General features: G+C 36.8%; 17 protein-coding genes and 1 pseudogene. 7 read left to right on the top strand and 11 right to left on the bottom strand.

The window, feature by feature from the left end:
- Positions 1-64: 64 nt before the first annotated feature.
- Positions 65-178 (top strand): annotated as a pseudogene (locus tag RE409_RS30860) (YjcZ family sporulation protein); the annotation flags it as partial.
- A 111-nt stretch (positions 179-289) separates the two neighbouring features.
- Here RE409_RS30860 and RE409_RS30025 read toward each other — a convergent pair.
- Entirely contained in the window at positions 290-781 is a 492-nt protein-coding gene (locus RE409_RS30025; RefSeq protein WP_207198917.1) for a LysM peptidoglycan-binding domain-containing protein, read from the bottom strand.
- Positions 782-993: 212 nt separating this feature from the next.
- Between RE409_RS30025 and RE409_RS30020 the strand changes: the two genes are divergently transcribed.
- Both RE409_RS30020 and RE409_RS30015 read left to right on the top strand, forming a co-directional pair.
- Positions 994-2,502, top strand: a complete 1,509-nt coding sequence (locus RE409_RS30020) for a phospholipase D-like domain-containing protein (protein ID WP_201225675.1) — start codon at positions 994-996, stop codon at positions 2,500-2,502.
- A gap of 137 nt (positions 2,503-2,639) precedes the next feature.
- Positions 2,640-3,503: a spore germination protein gene (locus RE409_RS30015; RefSeq protein ID WP_309559643.1), complete on the top strand. Its 864-nt coding sequence runs from the start codon at positions 2,640-2,642 to the stop codon at positions 3,501-3,503.
- 360 nt (positions 3,504-3,863) lie between these two features.
- Here RE409_RS30015 and RE409_RS30010 read toward each other — a convergent pair whose 3' ends face one another.
- Both RE409_RS30010 and RE409_RS30005 read right to left on the bottom strand, forming a co-directional pair.
- Positions 3,864-4,424: a recombinase family protein gene (locus RE409_RS30010; RefSeq protein WP_201225687.1), complete on the bottom strand. Its 561-nt coding sequence runs from the start codon at positions 4,422-4,424 to the stop codon at positions 3,864-3,866.
- A 305-nt stretch (positions 4,425-4,729) separates the two neighbouring features.
- On the bottom strand, positions 4,730-4,927 hold the full coding sequence (locus RE409_RS30005) for an IDEAL domain-containing protein (RefSeq protein WP_056527760.1): 198 nt from the start codon (positions 4,925-4,927) through the stop codon (positions 4,730-4,732).
- Positions 4,928-5,487: 560 nt separating this feature from the next.
- Here RE409_RS30005 and RE409_RS30000 point away from each other — a divergent pair.
- Positions 5,488-6,399, top strand: coding sequence for a VanZ family protein (locus tag RE409_RS30000; RefSeq protein WP_201225689.1), 912 nt, complete (start codon positions 5,488-5,490; stop codon positions 6,397-6,399).
- A 585-nt stretch (positions 6,400-6,984) separates the two neighbouring features.
- On the opposite strand, the gene RE409_RS29995 is transcribed toward RE409_RS30000, so the two are convergent.
- The 7 genes from RE409_RS29995 to RE409_RS29965 all read right to left on the bottom strand — a co-directional run bounded on the left by RE409_RS29995 (position 6,985) and on the right by RE409_RS29965 (position 12,374).
- On the bottom strand, positions 6,985-8,247 hold the full coding sequence (locus tag RE409_RS29995; RefSeq protein ID WP_201184510.1) for an MFS transporter: 1,263 nt from the start codon (positions 8,245-8,247) through the stop codon (positions 6,985-6,987).
- A gap of 249 nt (positions 8,248-8,496) precedes the next feature.
- Entirely contained in the window at positions 8,497-8,655 is a 159-nt protein-coding gene (locus tag RE409_RS29990; protein ID WP_201225691.1) for a hypothetical protein, read from the bottom strand.
- Between the two features lie 24 nt (positions 8,656-8,679).
- Entirely contained in the window at positions 8,680-10,296 is a 1,617-nt protein-coding gene (gene ggt / locus RE409_RS29985) for a gamma-glutamyltransferase (protein WP_201225693.1), read from the bottom strand.
- Between the two features lie 245 nt (positions 10,297-10,541).
- Complete coding sequence (locus tag RE409_RS29980) at positions 10,542-10,991, bottom strand: Lrp/AsnC family transcriptional regulator (RefSeq protein ID WP_201184519.1); 450 nt, start codon at positions 10,989-10,991, stop codon at positions 10,542-10,544.
- 377 nt (positions 10,992-11,368) lie between these two features.
- Positions 11,369-11,536, bottom strand: coding sequence for a hypothetical protein (locus tag RE409_RS29975; RefSeq protein WP_200949405.1), 168 nt, complete (start codon positions 11,534-11,536; stop codon positions 11,369-11,371).
- 273 nt (positions 11,537-11,809) lie between these two features.
- Positions 11,810-11,980: a hypothetical protein gene (locus RE409_RS29970; protein ID WP_157443828.1), complete on the bottom strand. Its 171-nt coding sequence runs from the start codon at positions 11,978-11,980 to the stop codon at positions 11,810-11,812.
- A gap of 139 nt (positions 11,981-12,119) precedes the next feature.
- Positions 12,120-12,374, bottom strand: coding sequence for a hypothetical protein (locus RE409_RS29965; protein WP_201225694.1), 255 nt, complete (start codon positions 12,372-12,374; stop codon positions 12,120-12,122).
- A 963-nt stretch (positions 12,375-13,337) separates the two neighbouring features.
- Between RE409_RS29965 and RE409_RS29955 the strand changes: the two genes are divergently transcribed.
- From RE409_RS29955 to RE409_RS29945, 3 genes are all read left to right on the top strand, one after another.
- Positions 13,338-14,354 carry a multicopper oxidase domain-containing protein gene (locus tag RE409_RS29955; protein WP_201225695.1) on the top strand — a complete coding sequence of 339 codons (1,017 nt, stop codon included), beginning with the start codon at positions 13,338-13,340 and terminating at the stop codon, positions 14,352-14,354.
- Positions 14,355-14,372: 18 nt separating this feature from the next.
- The gene (locus RE409_RS29950; protein ID WP_201225696.1) at positions 14,373-15,542 is read left to right on the top strand and encodes a ZIP family metal transporter; all 1,170 of its coding nucleotides are present in this window, start codon (positions 14,373-14,375) and stop codon (positions 15,540-15,542) included.
- 131 nt (positions 15,543-15,673) lie between these two features.
- Positions 15,674-15,901 (top strand): twin-arginine translocase TatA/TatE family subunit, encoded by a 228-nt coding sequence (locus RE409_RS29945; RefSeq protein ID WP_057219691.1) that lies wholly within the window; start codon positions 15,674-15,676, stop codon positions 15,899-15,901.
- Between the two features lie 506 nt (positions 15,902-16,407).
- Here RE409_RS29945 and RE409_RS29940 read toward each other — a convergent pair.
- Entirely contained in the window at positions 16,408-16,827 is a 420-nt protein-coding gene (locus RE409_RS29940; RefSeq protein WP_201225697.1) for a sporulation protein, read from the bottom strand.
- Positions 16,828-17,467: the final 640 nt, after the last annotated feature.

Here is a 17,467-nt window from a genome sequence, read left to right as displayed (position 1 = left end):
CATAAGGTGATATAACCCATTTAATTAATTTCCTCCTTAAAAACAAATAAGGAGAGGTTTCTGTATGTCAGGTTGTGAATCAAGGTGTGACGATGGTTTTGGATTTGGTGGAGGTTTCGCCTTTATAGTCGTTTTGTTTATACTCTTAATCATTGTTGGAGCTAGCTTTGTTGGTGGCGGCGGCGGATACGGCGGCGGCGGTTACGGCGGCGGCGGTTACGGCGGCGGCGGTTACGGCGGCGGCGGTTACGGCGGCTTCTGACAGAAATAATATGAAAAAAGCCGACCTTTATTGGTCGGCTTTTTCAAATTTGATTCCTATTTCTGGGGGAATCTTTACTATCTGTCTGGGATAAATACTAGAAGGGTCTGTAATTCGATTCGTCTTCATAATGGCTTGAACTGTCGTTCCATAACGTCTTGCTATGTCATAAAGGGTATCTCGTTCCCTTACTGTATAATAAATGACCGGAATGGTAAGTCTTTGCCCTGGATAGATCGTAGAAGGATTTGTTATGCGATTCGTTTGCATGATTTCCTGTACGGTTGTTCCAAACTGATTCGCGATTTTTTCGAGAGTATCCCCTTGTTGTACCCTGTACTGAAGATAAGGTTCAGGAATCAAAAGCGCTAGGCCAATAACTAACTTATAGGGATTTTCAAGGCCCTTGATCCTAACAATTCGGTTGGTGATGACACTATATTGTTGGGAAATCCTCCATAAAGAATCCCCCCTATTCACCACATGGATTTTCACGTGCAATGCCCCACTTTCCTTCATAATAGTCCATTCATTTTATTCCCTATATAGCCCTTATATGTTTCGTGGCGTTTACCATTCCAGAATTCTTAGTTTTTTCGCTCTTCTAGCTGATAATTATCGTTCCCCAAGGTGAATCCTAAATGTTTATCTAAACAATTCCTTCGTATTCAAAGCGTATACTCGCTAAACAGTTTGTACATGTTAAGAGAAAAACAAGGGAGGGTTTTCAGTTGGAGTGGATTTTTTATCTATACCTGTTAAATACGTTCTTTATGTTATTCATAGCAATTTGGGAAGTTCGTAGGCCTGCCAAGGCTTTAAATTGGATAACAATCGGCCTTATATTGCCTATCCTTGGTTTCTTGCTATATCTCAGCACAACAAATCCCAAGCGTATTCATCGGAAAAGATTAACCTCTTCTCATAATGAGTTTGACAAATTACCTGATACATATGGTGATTCTGCCTCGATAATCGCTGATGCTTTACGGCATTTCACCGTGCATGGGCTTCGAGTCGGCCAAGTCCAAGTACTTAACAATGGAATAGCAAAGTATGAACAACTAATCAAATCCCTACAAACAGCCCAAAAAACCATTGATCTGGAATATTACATCTACCGGAATGACCAAATTGGGAATCGAATCACAGAACTGCTAATTGATAAAGCAGAAAACGGAGTTCGGGTTCGTTTTGTGAGAGATGGTTGGGGAAGCAAAAAATTTCCGCGTAATGAGATCCTTCGGATGATGGATGCAGGGATTGAATGCCGGACAATATTCCCCTTACGCTTTCCCTGGATTCTGTCCAATTGGAATTATCGGGATCATTCTAAGATTGTCACAATCGATGGAAAGGAAGCTTTTACCGGTGGTATCAACGTGGGGTATGAATATACAGGATTAAAGCCTGAGATAGGTTACTGGCGGGATACTCATTTGCAAATCATAGGGGAAGCAAAAGAAGATTTGCAGACGATTTTCGACGTTCATTGGAATATCGCTTTGCCGGAACAGATAAAGTCGAAAACAAAATCTAAGATAACGAAAAAACCCACTAAATTTCCAAAACATAAATCAAAGGAAGTCGATCGAACTGGCAGCATAGATCTTTCCAGATGGTCAGCCGAATGGGGATCTGAATTGAGCATCGTAGAGGAAAAAGAGGTAAACAAATCAGGGACATTGCCAAAAGCGTACATTCATACGTTGGAAGGAAATCCTGGAGTTCCTACTCCGGTCATTCGGCAGGCTTACTTTATATGCATATCACAGGCGACCAAGACGATTGATATAACGACACCCTACTTTGTACCAAATACAGATATTATCATGGCATTAAAGACAGCTGTGGCTCGTGGTGTACGCGTAAGATTGCTGGTTCCTCGTCATATTGATCAAAAAATTGTGGGCTTTGCAAGCCGTACCTATTACGGGGAACTTATAGAAGCAGGAGTCCAAATTTACCAGTACGACAAAGGAATGTTACATGCGAAGCTGATGATCATAGATGAGGAGATCGCAGAAGTAGGAGCAGCAAACTACGATATGAGAAGTTTTCGTCTTAATTATGAGGTGTGTGAAGTCTTGTATAGTGCTGATGTAGCTAAGGAACTCACACAGCAATTCGAGCGCGATCTTATTGATTCTGTCCCGCTGCATCAGGAAGATTTACTACAACGATCCCTTACAGAGTGCATTCTCGAAAAAGGTGCTCGTCTACTTTCACCATTGTTATAAATTCTGTTTTTCTTGTTCTTACTAAAATAGATATCGACTTTCTTTAGCGGATTACTTCTTTTTTCACCAAATATACACACATAAAACAAAACTATAATAAATGGTGTTTTTTATTGGGATGGGAAAGGATGACCATGATGAAGCATTTGTGGCGGAAATTGTTGAAATCTAAAATGGCGAAAATAACTCCAACAGTGGGACAATTCAAGCAAGAACCAGATCCGCTATTTGATAACTTGACTAATAACGAAAACAAGTTCCGCTCTATATATAAAGATTGCTCTGATGTTATCTTTCGTCCTTTTTTCATAGGTGGAAAAGATAAATCCATTCTACTTTACATTGAAGGTTTGTCAAACATTGAAGAAATAGATGACAACGTACTTTCTCCACTTATGCAGAACACTGAGGAGGAATTCTACAACGTTAATAGTCTGATCGAAAAGAAAATATCTGTTTCCAATGTGAAAGAAATCAAAACATTTTCTGAGTGTATACAGGAAATCTCCTCGGGAAATCCAGTGATACTGGTAGATAAGAGAAAAACGGGGTTTTCGTTAGGCCTCTCAAAATGGGAGAAACGTTCAGTTGAGGAACCCTCAGCTGAAATGGTTGTCAGGGGACCACGTGAAGCATTTGTGGAAACCTTACGGGTAAACACTTCCTTACTTCGAAGAAAAATAAGAAGTCCCGAACTAAAAATGCAATCAATTGAGATAGGTCGTTACACCAAAACAAAGGTTGTTATCACGTATATGGAAGGAATTGCAGATAGGACTTTAATAGAAGAAACCCAAAACCGGCTAAGCCGAATTGGTAAGTGTTTCAGAAATAATTTGAGCGATTTTCTTGTTTTGGTTATAATTCATGATAGGCCTCCTGATTATGATGAAGTTGTCCTTTTCGCTGGCGAGCTTTGGGACACTTTAATCATATCAAGAGGTCTTTTTGTGCTAAAATCTCAGTTTCATTCATTACAGGAATGCTGCCCCGTTAGTTGAACAAGTAAAAATCCTGTTTCATATCCAACAGGATTTTTATCAATCTTAATTCAAAATCCACACTAGAATCATTTAGTGATTTTATAACACAATATTACAATAACACAAATTTGAAAGTATCCTGTAAATTTTGAGTACACTCATAGTAGGCAATTAAAAATGCTATTTCAAGTGGATTATTTTGTAAAATTCAAGTTGTATAATAAATGAAGTAGATAAGTAGATTGAAAGGAAGAGTTAGTTTTGTGTCACTTTAATCTGTAAATTCCACCTGTTTTAAGTGATATTTTGCGAATAAGCCTATTCTAAACATTAAAAGCACCTATCCAAGCTTGTGATCTGGTAACAGTTCTTTACGTTTTATTTTAGAGGTTTTCCCAAATAGCGATAAATAGTCGTGCGAGACACGCCCCATTTTTCTGCAACATCTTTTATCGGTGTACCACTTTCGATAAGTGATTTCATCATTTCAATATCTTTTTCCCCAAACTTCTCTGGGCGACCACCAAGACGACCACGCGCCCTTGCTGCTGCACGACCAGCAGCTGAACGTTCTTCTATTAAGTTACGCTCAAATTCCGCAAACGCTGCGAACAAGTGGAACATCAATTGGCCAGTCGCATTACTTTTATCCATTGTTAGGTTTTCTTGTAGACTATGAAAGCCGACACCACGTTCATTCAAACTATTCACAATGTGAATCAGGTCCTGCATATTGCGACCAAGTCGATCCAGTCGCCAAACCACAATTGTATCCCCTTCACGTGCATACTCTAATGCTTCTGCCAATCCTGGACGCTGCTTCTTTGTACCACTCATCTTATCGTGGTAAATTTTACCACAACCATATTTCGTTAGCGCATCCATTTGCAAATCTAAATTTTGTAATCCTGTTGATACACGTGCGTAGCCAATTAACACCAAAATCACTCTTTCCTTATTTTTCTCTAAACTCATTGTAACATAAGATAAAATCCAATAGGTTATTGAACGTAGAATTATGAACAGAGTTTTGTTACGAAAAAGGCAATAAAAAACGTCCTTTTCAGATTGAACAGCAGTGTGTTCAGAAAGGGACGAGTTTTGGAACAAATAATAACTTATTTATAATATCGTGCTTAATCGATAAAAATCAAATAAACGCCAATCCCTTATAGATATGGGATTGGCGTTTTGGCGTACTTCTTAAAGTTACAAATATGTTAAGTTCATTTTATAACAACATTTTAAGAAATGTTTTTCAATTCCTCTGTTAATCGTAGGAATTCTTCTTTGTTTTTATCCTGTAATGACTGGTCAATCTCTTTTCGGATTTGCTCTTTTCGGAAGTTAAGAAGGGCTTTGTTTATCACCATTTCAGCAAATTCAGAATCCTTGACGTTTATTTCAGGTTGTGGTGGTGTATTAGCCAAATTCTTTTCCATAGGAAATCAACTCCTTGACCTTTTTTCTATTATACCAAAAGTTTTCAGACTATTAAAATAATTATCCTGGTAGTTCCAATGAAATAATCCGTTTGCTCAATGAAAATGAGTCAGTGATGTAGTTTTATAAAAAAGATTGATCATTTAAAACAAAGTTCGATTATTTAAAATACTGTTTGATTAAAGATCCTGTTAAGTTACAAAAAATTGTATACTTTACAATAAAGTTATGTACTAGACAAAAAAGTTGTATACTAAGTGAAGATATTGTTTATAGTAAGCAAACATTCATCCTTCTTTATTAGGTTGAATGTTTGCATAGCCTTTAATTTTATTTTTCTCAAATATATATTTCATGAATAAATCAAAAATAACCTCTTACCAATTATTGTTGGTTTGAAATAAAGATGTATTGTTTATAAGAAAGTCGTACCGTTTTGAACAAAGTTTAACCGTTTACAAAAAACGAACAGGAATTATCATATTCCCGTTTTTTTTGAACTGATATTTTAGTAGGATAAGATTTATTGTAAATGATATGTCGAAATTAAGGAGAGATTATGGAAGCGAAATTACGGAAATTTATCATTGTAGGAACCATTTTATATACAATTTTAATTTTATATTTTATGTTCTTTGCTTTTAATAGATTAGATCATGCAACCGGCGATTATGAATATGTATTTATGCTTGTTCCGGAAAACGTTCCTCTTCGATTTCCAAAACCAACTTTTTCATGGTTATACCAATTTGGAAACATTGCTGCTTTTATCCCTTTTGGAGTAGTAATTCCTTTGTTGTATCGTTCCAGTTTTGGGAAGTTCATATCCTTGTTTGTCTTGACGATTCTCGTTCTGGAATCGCTGCAGGCTTTAACTTATCTTGGCAGCTTTGATGTAGATGATGTTATATCCAATACATTAGGTGCAACGATAGGTTTTATCGCCTATAGAGTAGGATTTTCTTCAAAAATTTCTTATAAAAAGCTTATTGCTTCGGCTCTATCTATTGGTGTTCTTCTAGTTGGGGTAATCGTGGTCTCGGAAACTATCAATTATGTTGTAGCGACAAGAGAAAGCCCGATTCAAGCATTACACGATGTGAAAGAAATGAATGGAACCATGCCTATGACTGAAAATCTTCCAAGTTTCACCGTAGCAGGCAAGAAAATAGAACCTAAAATGAACGTGTATAACAGTGAAGGGGATAAAAGCAAATCATACACTTACATCTTGGGGAACAAGAAAGATGTGACGTTCTATTCTTATTATGGCATTCCAGACAAGGGTAATTTCAAGGGAGAAGTTACTGTACTGGCAGATGGAAACGTAAGAGCTCAGTACAATAATAAAGGGGCAGAATCTTTAGAGATACCATTTTTTGATAAGGTAAACGAAATTACGATTATCGTTTCCGGGAACGCTAAACTATGGGACGTTGGATTCAGTGAAAAGAAGCATTGGTGGGAGTAAAGAATCAACATTCTAAGGGGCTTGCTTTGCAATGTTTTCAACAAATATGGCACGATTGTAGAGCAGACAGATAGAAAATAATTAAACTTTTTTATAAAACCGAAACTTAAATCTGCTGGATAAGAATCCATTTTGATCAATCTTTTTTCAAAATGGATTCATTTTATTTATCGTAAAATGCCGGCTTATGAGGTGTTATTGATCAAACTTTACTTCAAAGCAACAAGTGAAAAATATAAGTGAAAAAACAGGTGGAACAAGAATGACTATCTATAATATAAAGAAGAAAAAAATATGAATTTGTGTAATTATACAATTGTGTAGTTGTGTTAGAATTATAATGTACAAATACATTTAAAATAAAGAACTAATATTAATTCAATAAAAGCCTACATCCTTAAAATCGGGATGTAGGCTTTTAACGTTCTAATTCACTTACTAATTTCATTTGCAAACCATGCTCTTTTTTATTCAGTGCTTCGGCTTTTTCAATTCTGAATTTAACTTAATTGAACCAGCGTTATACCGGATGGTACACACGGTATACGGAGAGGTCGGTGGTTAGTTTTCCTATCTGTTAATTTTCTATAAATTTATAACCTTAGAAGATAACGATGATTTTTTCGTATGATTATCAGGTTTAGTAAAAATGCAGAAAATAAGACTGGCAATTAATAATAAAGTGGCAGTCAATAGAACAGAGTAATTAAAACCGACCCTAATGTTATCTCCTGCAGATTGGACAACAAAACCAATTACAGCTGGACCAATAATTCCTGACAAGTTTGCAATCCCTAGCAAAACACCTGACATTAATCCTCTTCGTTCAGGAAGTAAGTGATTCACAATCTGGGGTGCAAGTGGAAACATACCATTTACAAACGCCATTCCCAAAAATAAGGCAATAATTGCTCCAATTGTACTTTGGACAACTGTTGTAGAATAAAAACATACAGCTGCTAATATTAGAGATGGTCCAGCAACAAGCACACGGGATTGTCGAAGATTTTTTGTTTTTTTAAGTAACCGATCTGATATAAATGAGATAAGTATACCACCAAGAGCAGAACCAAGGCCTATGAACATTACAGCATAGCCCATCTGAGTTTGTGTTAAATGGATAATTTTAACAAGGTAGGTCGGCATCCATATAAACGACCATGTAAGAATCCAGTAAGCCATGAAAAGAGCAAGGCAAGTAAAGATAAAAGTAGAAGATAGAAAAAGTGGATATATCTCTGACCATTTTACTTTCTCGGAAACTAAGGTAGATTCACTTTTCACTATATTTCTCTCATTTTCCCCTTTCAAAGTCATTAGCCACAGCACTGCCCAAACCATACTTAATACTCCTAAAAAAACCAATACCATTCGCCAACCATAAATTCCAATCATGTAAATGAGAAGAGGAACCATAAATTTAGCAATCATGCTACCTGTATTCATAATGGAAATCGCAAGCCCTCGCTGTTCAGGAGCGAAATGTTTGCTTATATGGCTAATAGCAGTTGCATGAAACGGTCCTTCAATAGCACCTAGCAGGACACGACACAAAATTAGCATTGGTAATCCGTAAATTGTCAATGCTCCAAACTGCACTATTGTCAAACCAATAGCCATGAAAGCGAGCATTTTACCCGTTCCAATTCGATCTGACAATGCAGCTCCAACTATAGACATAATTGAAAAGAACCAAAAGAAGCTGCTTCCAACTATACCCCATTGACTATAGTTAAGATCCAAATCTTCCATAATAGGAATAGCTGCGTACCCTATAATCGCCTTATCCGTAAAGTTAATCAAGTAAAGAACGGACAAAAAAGCTAGAACAACCCATTTTAATTTCATAACAGAAAACACATCCTTTTTTGATAATAAAATGATATAGGTTCAATACATGAATCAACTTAGTAAAGGAAGCATCTAAACTCTATTAATTTTAATTAAGATCAATATAGGGAAGAAAGCGCTTTAATTTTTGAAAATTCAAAATATAAAGTGTAATGCTTATCTGTTAATTAAGTAGTTGGGTTTATGAACACACCCTATTGTGTAATCTGTAGAGCCTCTAAATAGAGACTCTACCTAGTGTTTACACTACAAATTGATTGCACCGTATATGAGTGAAGCAAATACTACTAATCCAGGGTGTACTTTCACTTTTTTCATTAATAAATAACTGCCTATTCCTAAGAATAGAATGTGTCCTGTTCCTATTTGAAAATAAGATTCATAGAATGATTGAAATGCCATCACTCCAAGAAGCACCTTTACTGTGGATTACCAACTGGCAATTGCCCCATCTGTCCTTGATTCTGTGCCACCAATTAGTACACCTGTTTCAGGATTTCGCCATATAATTTGACCTCGTCCAAACGAACCTGAGTCTACCGCCACTTTAATATCATGTCCTTTTCGTACTAATTCTTCTGCAATGTGGGATGGGAATGTTTTTTCTATTTCTACTGTTTTTTCGTTCTTCCACTGCCATCTTGGTGCATCTAAAGCTGCTTGAGGATGTAGGTGAAAATCTATTGTATTCATAATAACTTGAACATGCCCTTGCGGCTGCATATATCCCCCCATTACACCGAATGGCCCCACAGGTTGATTATCCTTCGTTAAAAATCCTGGAATAATCGTATGGTACGTTTTCTTACCGCCCTTAAGGCAATTATAATGAGTAGGATCAAGGCTGAAATCATGTCCTCGGTTTTGTAAGGCAATTCCTGTTCCTGGTACTACAACCGCAGAACCGAAGCCCATGTAATTACTTTGGATAAACGATACCATGTTGCCCTCTCCGTCTGCTGTTGCAAGGTATACTGTTCCTCCACGTGGCGGTACACCTGGAGCTGGCATGCATGCTTCACTTCCAATCTGTGCTTGACGCTGCTGGCCATACGAAGTACTTAATAGCTCTTCTGCAGTTACACCCATATGCTTAGGGTCTGTAATGTATTGCTTGCCGCAAGTATAAGCAAGTTTCATTGCTTCGATTTGTTTGTGGTATGTGTTTGTTTCTTCTTTTGCTGTAAAATCAAATCCTTTTAGTATGTTTAGTGCCATAAGAGCTACGATACCTTGTCCATTTGGTGGGATTTCCCAAACATCATAACCGCGATAGTTTACCTTAATGGGATCAACCCACTCTGGTTTAAAGTTTCCTAAATCATCTTTTGTTAAATAGCCCCCATAAGTCGCAGAAGCTGCTGCAATTTTTTCTGCAAGTGCCCCTTTGTAAAAGCTTTCTCCGTTTGTTCTTGCGATTTCTTCTAGTGTGTCAGCGTGGTCAAGAGACGACCATATTTCTCCGACTTCAGGTGCTCGTTCCTTAGGAGCAAATGTCTCAAACCAAGCTTCGAACTCTGCTCCTGTACATTCCAGTTTGTATTGTTCAAATGCCTTTTTCCAAAAGCGACCTAGCGTAGGTGAAACAGGAAATCCGTTTGCGGCATATTCAATTGCTGGCTTCATAACTTCTAGTAGCGGTAGTCGGCCAAAACGTTTTGATAATTCTACCCAAGCTGCCGGAGCACCTGGTACAGTTACCGGCAGCCAGCCGTACTTTGGCATACTTTCGTGTCCATCTTCTTTTACCTTCTCGATGGAGATATTCATAGGTGCTGGACCGCTTGCATTTAGTCCGTGTAATTGTCCTTTAGTCCAAACAAGCGCAAAAGCGTCCCCCCCAATTCCGTTTGAGGTAGGCTCTACTACTGTCAAACAAGCAGCTGTTGCAATGGCTGCATCAATCGCATTTCCGCCTTTTTTCAAAATATCTAACCCTGCTTGTGCAGCTAAAGGCTGAGACGTAGCGACCATTCCATTCTTGGCATATACTACATTTCGTTGTGATGTATAAGGTGAATAATGTGGATCTAACTGTAAAGCCATTATAATACCCCTCCCTTTAAACGTAATATGCACTCATTTTCAAGTGGTATAATTACAAAACGAACGAAAAAAATGTTATTTTCTAACGTTTGTTAATTAAAATGCAATTATTAATTAACAATTGCACGATTTCAAAATAACTATATACTATTTTCCGGAAAAACAAAACATATTTTTACAAAAGTTCTTAATTTTCAATAAAATTACTCAAAAAAAATAAACTCCCCAATTATAAGAGGAGTTTATTATAGTTTTAATCCTGATCTACTTTTGAAACGGCGTAGTAAAATATGACTTTCGACTCGAGAAATACCTTCTATCCCGTATAGTTCATTATTGATAAAGAATTCCAAGGAAGAAAAGTCCTCAACTAAAACGTGCATATGTAAAGTACTAGGTCCTGTCATTTGGTAACAGCTTGCAACACTTGGATTTTTAGCTAGTTTTTCTGCAACTTTCACTAGGTCTGCAGGTTCGCAATCCACTTCAAAAAAGGCCGATACTTTTTTACCTACAGCTTCAGCGTTGACAACAGCGCTGATTTTTTCAATAACACCCTTTTCCGTTAGTTGCTGCACACGATCACGTACAACATTGCGTGATAGATTTAGTTCTTTTCCTATATCCGAATACGAAGTTCGACCATTTTGCATTAATATCTCTAAGATTTTTTTATCTGTATCGTTAATTTCCATCTGTTTCACACACCTTGCCTTGTGATCGGGATTCCTATTAAAAAACTATAATTTTTAAGAGGCTAGCTTTTACTAGGTATTATCTTAATAATAAACTTTATATCCCATACTTAAAAGTTTAATCTACCTTACATAGAGAAATCAATTATTGAAGGGAATGAAGACCTTATACATCATTAGTACATAATGGCAGTTCTCGGCAGTTTAGAATGGAGACCGTAATTTGTCCGAATAATATTGCTTTTTTATTTAACCACCATAATATTAGTCTATAAACACTGAGGTTACTTTATTATTCTTTTGGAACTAACCTACCCCGTTAGTTCCATATGAAAAAGAGCTGCCGAAACAACTCCCTCGTTGAAGTAAAGCACCCGTTAGTCAATTTTCTCTTTATTAACTTTCAGTATATCCTTTAATGTAGAATGAATATTTTGAAGGCTAATTAAAATAAAGCCCAGCATAATAAATGTTACTAATTCCCCTGTAAATATAGAGACTATTGCTATTAGTAGAGCATATAAACCATAAAGCCAACCTTTCATACTATATCACCTCACCATGTGAATACCTCCTTTATTCTACCATTATTTCTTAAAATATCCTGACCCTTTAGTTCCATAAGAAAAAAAAACGCTGCAGAGTTATGGATATACACATGGTGTTCCTGTAAAAACAACTGATTAATAGTTAAAAAACATTCATGCAACTTTTCCTTTTTTTCTCTAGGTACCCCAACAGAAGAAAATATCCAATTTATCTTTTATAGGATTTCTGGTATACCACAAATACTTGCCAGACAGTTATGTAGTTGTTTGTTAATCGAGATCTTCCACAACGATGGAGGCACTAATGGGATACGGCAAGCCCAAGACGTTTGTTGACTTGAATTTGAAGGAGACAGCCTTGAATCCCTCTTTATTTAAATATGCTGTAATGGCTTCTTCCACTTCTTTGCTATCCAACTGAATTTCTTTGATTAATTCCATATCTTTGTAGCCTCCTCAGACCAAATTAATAGGTAAGTTTCTACACAATAACAAATTTAATTTCGCTACAGATAGTCTCAGCAACATGAATTATACTGTTTAGACAGACTATTCAGTTCATGTACCCTTTTGTCTGTAACTATAATGTCGTCCTATTTTTTAAAATTTTTTTTACAAGACTTGCATTTAATTGCTGACATTTTTTAATCTGGCCTCCTAATTCTTCGTACAGATCCATGTTATCTTCACTTGTACTAACTACCACCTGTACTTCACTTTGACAATATGGAAATGGACATACGAGGTTCCGTTCCACTTCTTTAATTTGAACCTGGGTAATAAATTCATTGCCACATTCTATACATGCGTATTTCATTAAAGGTCCATTACTCATATACTTACCTCCTGTTTTATACGAGTCCACAATAAAACCACCCTAGTTATCTTTATATATCGGATAATTCCTACCTTTTTCAACAAACAACAAATCAAAAATTAGACGGACTGACGTATTTCAATGTAAGTTTAGGAGCTTTTGCCCTTAACGGAAGTGGGACGGTCCTTTTGAAGTTAGAGGTCAATCACAGTCGATGGGACAAAAGAAAAAAGGACAACTGATTAAAGCTGTTGAAAGAGGTTTATACGGAATTATCAATGGAGTTTCAGAAGGATCTGAGATTGGATTTTAAGAAGGTTGGAAGTCCCGTAGAAGATAGCAGGTAGCAGTAAACACTCTTATGGAGGGAGATAAAGTTTGATCATGAAATCTTGTCTGCACTAAAGCCCTTGTTATTTCATTAATCAGCAATTTAATTGAACCAGAAGTTCTTTCTTTAAATAACTCCATCTCCTTTTGAATTTTATGTAAGTTTATCCTTGATTTGTTCGATGCATCCGTCTATTTCTTCTTTCGTTTTACACCAACGATATTAAGGGGCTTCCTCATTTTCCTTGCTTTCCAAGCTCACAAGAAGAAAAACGAGTCCCTTTCATTCCCCTAATCGCTTAATTCCTCATCGTACTGTGTCCTTATCTGCTCATGCTATGATTCCTTTTTTTAAGTTTATTTTCATCTAAAGCCCGCTAAATATTCGTTTTTCTACCCCTTTCAGAATCATCCAAAGTTCATTCTTTGGAGACTATAGAAAAGGTACTATTTCTCTACTATAAATGAACAAACACTTATAAATAGAGTGGGTGCATGAATTATTCCTACACCTCCCCCAGATTCGTCCTTGATTGTCAGCGCTTACACATTTAATAAAAAAGAGTTGACACAAAAGTTGTCTCTGCCTTAAAGTATAGCTTATACTACAAAAAGTTTACTTAAGGAAACTTTTTAGGAGGGTGTCAAGTAATGTCTGATGAGAACAAGGTTTCCCGTAGAGATATTTTAAAGATGGGGACTGCTGGAGCTTTTGGGATAGCTGGAACTTATTACTTAAATAAAATGGCACAATTTCCAACTGTGGCTCAAGCATCCAATGATTCGTCTCACAAAACTAGCAATCATTCCAATCATACAAATATGAGTGATAAAACAAAAACCACAGGTTATAAAATGGCAGAACGGCTCCTTACTGAATTTGATTATGGAGAAGTTACCAAGCTGCCAAGCGGGCAAATACTTCGGGAATATGAAGTCGTGGCGATTGATAAAGAAATCGAAATTGCCAAAGGAATTAAATTTCCAGGCTGGACTTATAACGGGACTATTCCAGGACCAACTTTTCGTTGTACGGAAGGGGATCTTTTGCGGTTTCACTTTATTAATAAGGGTAGCCATCCCCACTCTATTCATTTTCATGGAATCCATCCTCCAGAGATGGACGGTTTAACTTCCATTTATCCGGGACAAAAATTCACATACGAATTTGAAGCGAAGCCATACGGATTACAAATTTACCATTGCCATGTACTCCCCTTAGCCCGCCATATCCATAAAGGCTTATATGGTAATTTTATAATTGATCCAAAGAAGCCAAGAGAGCCGGCATTAGAGTTAAACATGGTTATGAATGGATTTGATTTGGATTTAGACGGCGAAAACGAGTTTTACACTGTTAATGGCTATGCCTTCGCATACATGAATCACCCTATTAAAATCAAAAAAGACCAACTCGTTCGTATCTATCTAAGTAATTTGACAGAATTCGACTTATTAAATTCATTTCACTTGCATGCAAATTACTTTACGTACTATCCAACTGGCAGAAACGATAACCCCTCCCAGTTTACAGATACCATCATGCAATGTCAGGGAGAACGTGGAATTCTTGAAGTTCGTTTTCCATTCAAGGGAACATATATGTTTCATGCCCATGTAAGTGAATTCGCTGAGTTAGGCTGGATGGGATTCTTTGAGGTCGAGTAAAGAAGGGGAGATAATAATATGAAGGGAAAATGGCTAATTACTGGTTTAATACCGTTAGTATTACTTATAGGAGTTCTGGGGTGGGTGCTAAAGAATGGAGCAGGTGTAGAAAAAGATCCTGCTGCACCGATAGAAGTCTTGAACATTGAACAAATAAAGGTAACTAAAAACGGTTTCGAATTATCTGTTAGTAATACGGGGCCAAAACCATTAACGATTTCTCAAGTTATGGTCAATGATTCAGTATGGAATTACAGTGTCTCTCCTCAAGCAATGCTTGAACGATTTGAAGAAGGAAAGGTGACCATCACTTACCCCTGGGTGGAAGGTGATCCACATACCATTAAATTAATCACAGAGAATGGGATTATCACGGAAGGTGAACTTGCAGCTGCCACGCTCACTCCTGAAACCAACTGGAGCAACTTTTTGAACTACGGCTTAATAGGCTTTTACGTTGGGATAGTCCCGATTACATTAGGGTTGTTGTGGTATCCATTTATGAAACGTTTCTCACGAAAGTGGATTAATTCGATTCTTGCCCTTACCGTTGGGTTGCTTTTATTTTTATTTGTCGGGACTCTAGCTGATGGATTTGAAATTGGTGCAGAAGCTCCTTCTGTCTTCCAGGGCAATATGGTTGTCATTATTGGAGCTTCTTTAACCTTCTTATTATTGATCGGCTTTGATCAGTATCAACAAAGAAAGCAAGAAAAGAAAGGATATTCCCCTTTTGGTCTGGCTTTGTTGATGGCTACCGGAATAGGACTTCATAACTTTGGGGAAGGTTTGGCAATTGGTTCATCCTTTTCCCTAGGTGAAGCCGCTCTAGGTACCTTTTTAATTATAGGATTTACCCTTCACAACATTACGGAAGGTATTGGAATCGCTGCTCCTTTATTAAAAACCTCACCTCGATTCAGAGACTTTTTACTACTGGGAGTTATCGCAGGCGCCCCCGCCATTGTAGGTACTTGGGTTGGCGGATTCATCTTCTCACCAATTTTAGGAGCTTTGTTCCTGGGTATTGGTGCAGGGGCAATTCTTCAAGTAATTTATGTGATAACGAAAATGCTCATTGAAGATCATCGAGCACATAAGGAACCATCTGTTTCATGGTTGAACCTTTCAGGATTCACCATTGGACTGTTAATCATGTACTTTACTGCATTTTTTGTTAAATTTTAAGGGAGGACTTTATGCCCTTATTGGAGATTAGTACAACACCCGTGTGGTGTATGGACGTATCGCCCTGGTGAAATAATGCCTCGTCTTTGTGTGACGCTAGTAAAAAATCAAATTTCAGGAGCTGATTATACATGTTGTCAAGTATCGGAATTCCAGGTTTAATTTTAATACTGGTCATCGCTTTGATTATTTTTGGACCTAAAAAACTGCCAGAAATCGGCCGGGCTTTTGGACGTACTTTAACCGAATTCAAGAGTGCGACCAAGGGATTAGTATCTGATGAAGATAAAGAGGAGGAAGGAAATAATCCTGAGTTAACGACTGTTGAAAAGAAGCAGGATAAATCCGTAGTTTCATAAGTAATAGGTAGTTGGGGCAACATGTCTATTTAATACATGGAAATCAAAGATATACATCTTATTTAACTTATGAAGGACTTAGTCAACATTTCTATACCTAGTTTGCCTTTATTGTATCCCTCGTTATTTCTAATTTTTTTCAAGTATTTCCTGTGGAATGGGTCTTTTTGGACTTAATTCAGATGTTACTTTACTAGCATATCCTACCTCAGAAACAATTTAGACAAAAAAACTGTTGGCTGCCAAAGTGCAAAATCCATTTCAGAAAACCTATATCATAATTAAAAAGGAATATCTCTTCGAAGAAGGGGTATTCCTTTAGCTTTTAATAGCTTGTTCCGTTTATTTCGTCGTTCTGTATATCGCTGATAAAATAACGATCTATTATTACTAGGATAATGTGCGGCTACAAAATTCAGACTGAATTTTATTGCAAGGATCAGATAATTAAGATAGTCCGCCATAATCGGGTGCAATATGATTATCATAATCCAAACAGATATATATTATTGTCCAACATCAATTTCTTTACTATTTTGGTCTACTACTTGAATGATATCCTGGTCCTCGCTTATTACCCCTTTATCAAAAAATAACCTAGTGTTGAATCGATAGGATATGTGCTCTGATGACACCGCAGCGGAAACCGGCAACTGGAATGAAAATGGAATACGGATTTCCTGCTCCTCCTCTATAAACTTCGTTGTCAGTATGGTCGTGGTGTCAATGATCCGTTGGGTATTGTTCATCTTGTCTATCTGCACTAAATCACACTCCAACCGTTTTATTTTTTGCTCACAAATCCCCCCTATTATGAAGTATTCACCTGTTACTCGTTCTCCCAGCCCATACATTACCTTGGGCAATTTAAGGTCGATTATGGCTTTTCCTATTCCTAATTGTGACAGATATTTTCTCAACAACAAGTTGGTTTCCCTCCTGGAATTTTACTACAACGATTCAAACTTTTAGCGTCTCACCAGCATAATATCAACAGTTTTCGTATCGCAAATGAACAGTTGCTGCACTTTTCCCTAACTTAGCCATAAACTTCTTAAACACCTGATTTTTTCTTTATTGTCCAGTAGTTCGTTGTGATATATTTACTTTCGGTTGAAATACCTATCAGTCTATACGATTATATAGCTCTTAAAGTTTCATTTACATTTCATTTTTCTATTATGGTCCTCTTTCATAATGTGTATTTTCTAACATGCCCCTTTAGCCTAAGAAAACTATTCAACTTTATCTAAATTTTTAACTAGTCTGATAAACCAATACAATATTATCCATGCAAGAATGAACATTGTAACCCATTCAATTACATTGGTAATTGCATATTATGAGTTTATACAATTGATGGAAGTAATGACCGAAAATAAAACTATAATTCAAATAATTAAATTTTCCTTAGATACCTCCTGCTACTATCTAAAATCACCCCAATATTCCCATATGTTTTTTCTCTACCCCGGATAGAAAGGTCATCAGCACGTTGCCGATTATTTCCTAATGAATCTCTATTTCGCCTATTATTGTTTCTATGGCTTTATTAAATGACTCGAA

This window comes from Peribacillus sp. R9-11, assembly GCF_031345095.1.
Lineage (GTDB): Bacteria > Bacillota > Bacilli > Bacillales > DSM-1321 > Peribacillus > Peribacillus butanolivorans.
Note: the sequence above shows the minus strand (reverse complement) of the source record. Positions and strands in the feature narration are given on the sequence as shown.

Coding starts and splice junctions, on each gene's coding strand:
- RE409_RS30015 (WP_309559643.1), top strand. CDS start 2,640: ATGAAGCATTTGTGGCGGAAATTGTTGAAATCTAAAATGGCGAAAATA.
- RE409_RS29965 (WP_201225694.1), bottom strand. CDS start 12,374: ATGAGTAATGGACCTTTAATGAAATACGCATGTATAGAATGTGGCAAT.
- RE409_RS29980 (WP_201184519.1), bottom strand. CDS start 10,991: ATGGAAATTAACGATACAGATAAAAAAATCTTAGAGATATTAATGCAA.
- RE409_RS29975 (WP_200949405.1), bottom strand. CDS start 11,536: ATGAAAGGTTGGCTTTATGGTTTATATGCTCTACTAATAGCAATAGTC.
- RE409_RS29955 (WP_201225695.1), top strand. CDS start 13,338: ATGTCTGATGAGAACAAGGTTTCCCGTAGAGATATTTTAAAGATGGGG.
- RE409_RS30025 (WP_207198917.1), bottom strand. CDS start 781: ATGAAGGAAAGTGGGGCATTGCACGTGAAAATCCATGTGGTGAATAGG.
- RE409_RS29970 (WP_157443828.1), bottom strand. CDS start 11,980: ATGGAATTAATCAAAGAAATTCAGTTGGATAGCAAAGAAGTGGAAGAA.
- ggt (WP_201225693.1), bottom strand. CDS start 10,296: ATGGCTTTACAGTTAGATCCACATTATTCACCTTATACATCACAACGA.
- RE409_RS30000 (WP_201225689.1), top strand. CDS start 5,488: ATGGAAGCGAAATTACGGAAATTTATCATTGTAGGAACCATTTTATAT.
- RE409_RS29995 (WP_201184510.1), bottom strand. CDS start 8,247: ATGAAATTAAAATGGGTTGTTCTAGCTTTTTTGTCCGTTCTTTACTTG.
- RE409_RS30005 (WP_056527760.1), bottom strand. CDS start 4,927: ATGGAAAAGAATTTGGCTAATACACCACCACAACCTGAAATAAACGTC.
- RE409_RS29950 (WP_201225696.1), top strand. CDS start 14,373: ATGAAGGGAAAATGGCTAATTACTGGTTTAATACCGTTAGTATTACTT.
- RE409_RS29945 (WP_057219691.1), top strand. CDS start 15,674: ATGTTGTCAAGTATCGGAATTCCAGGTTTAATTTTAATACTGGTCATC.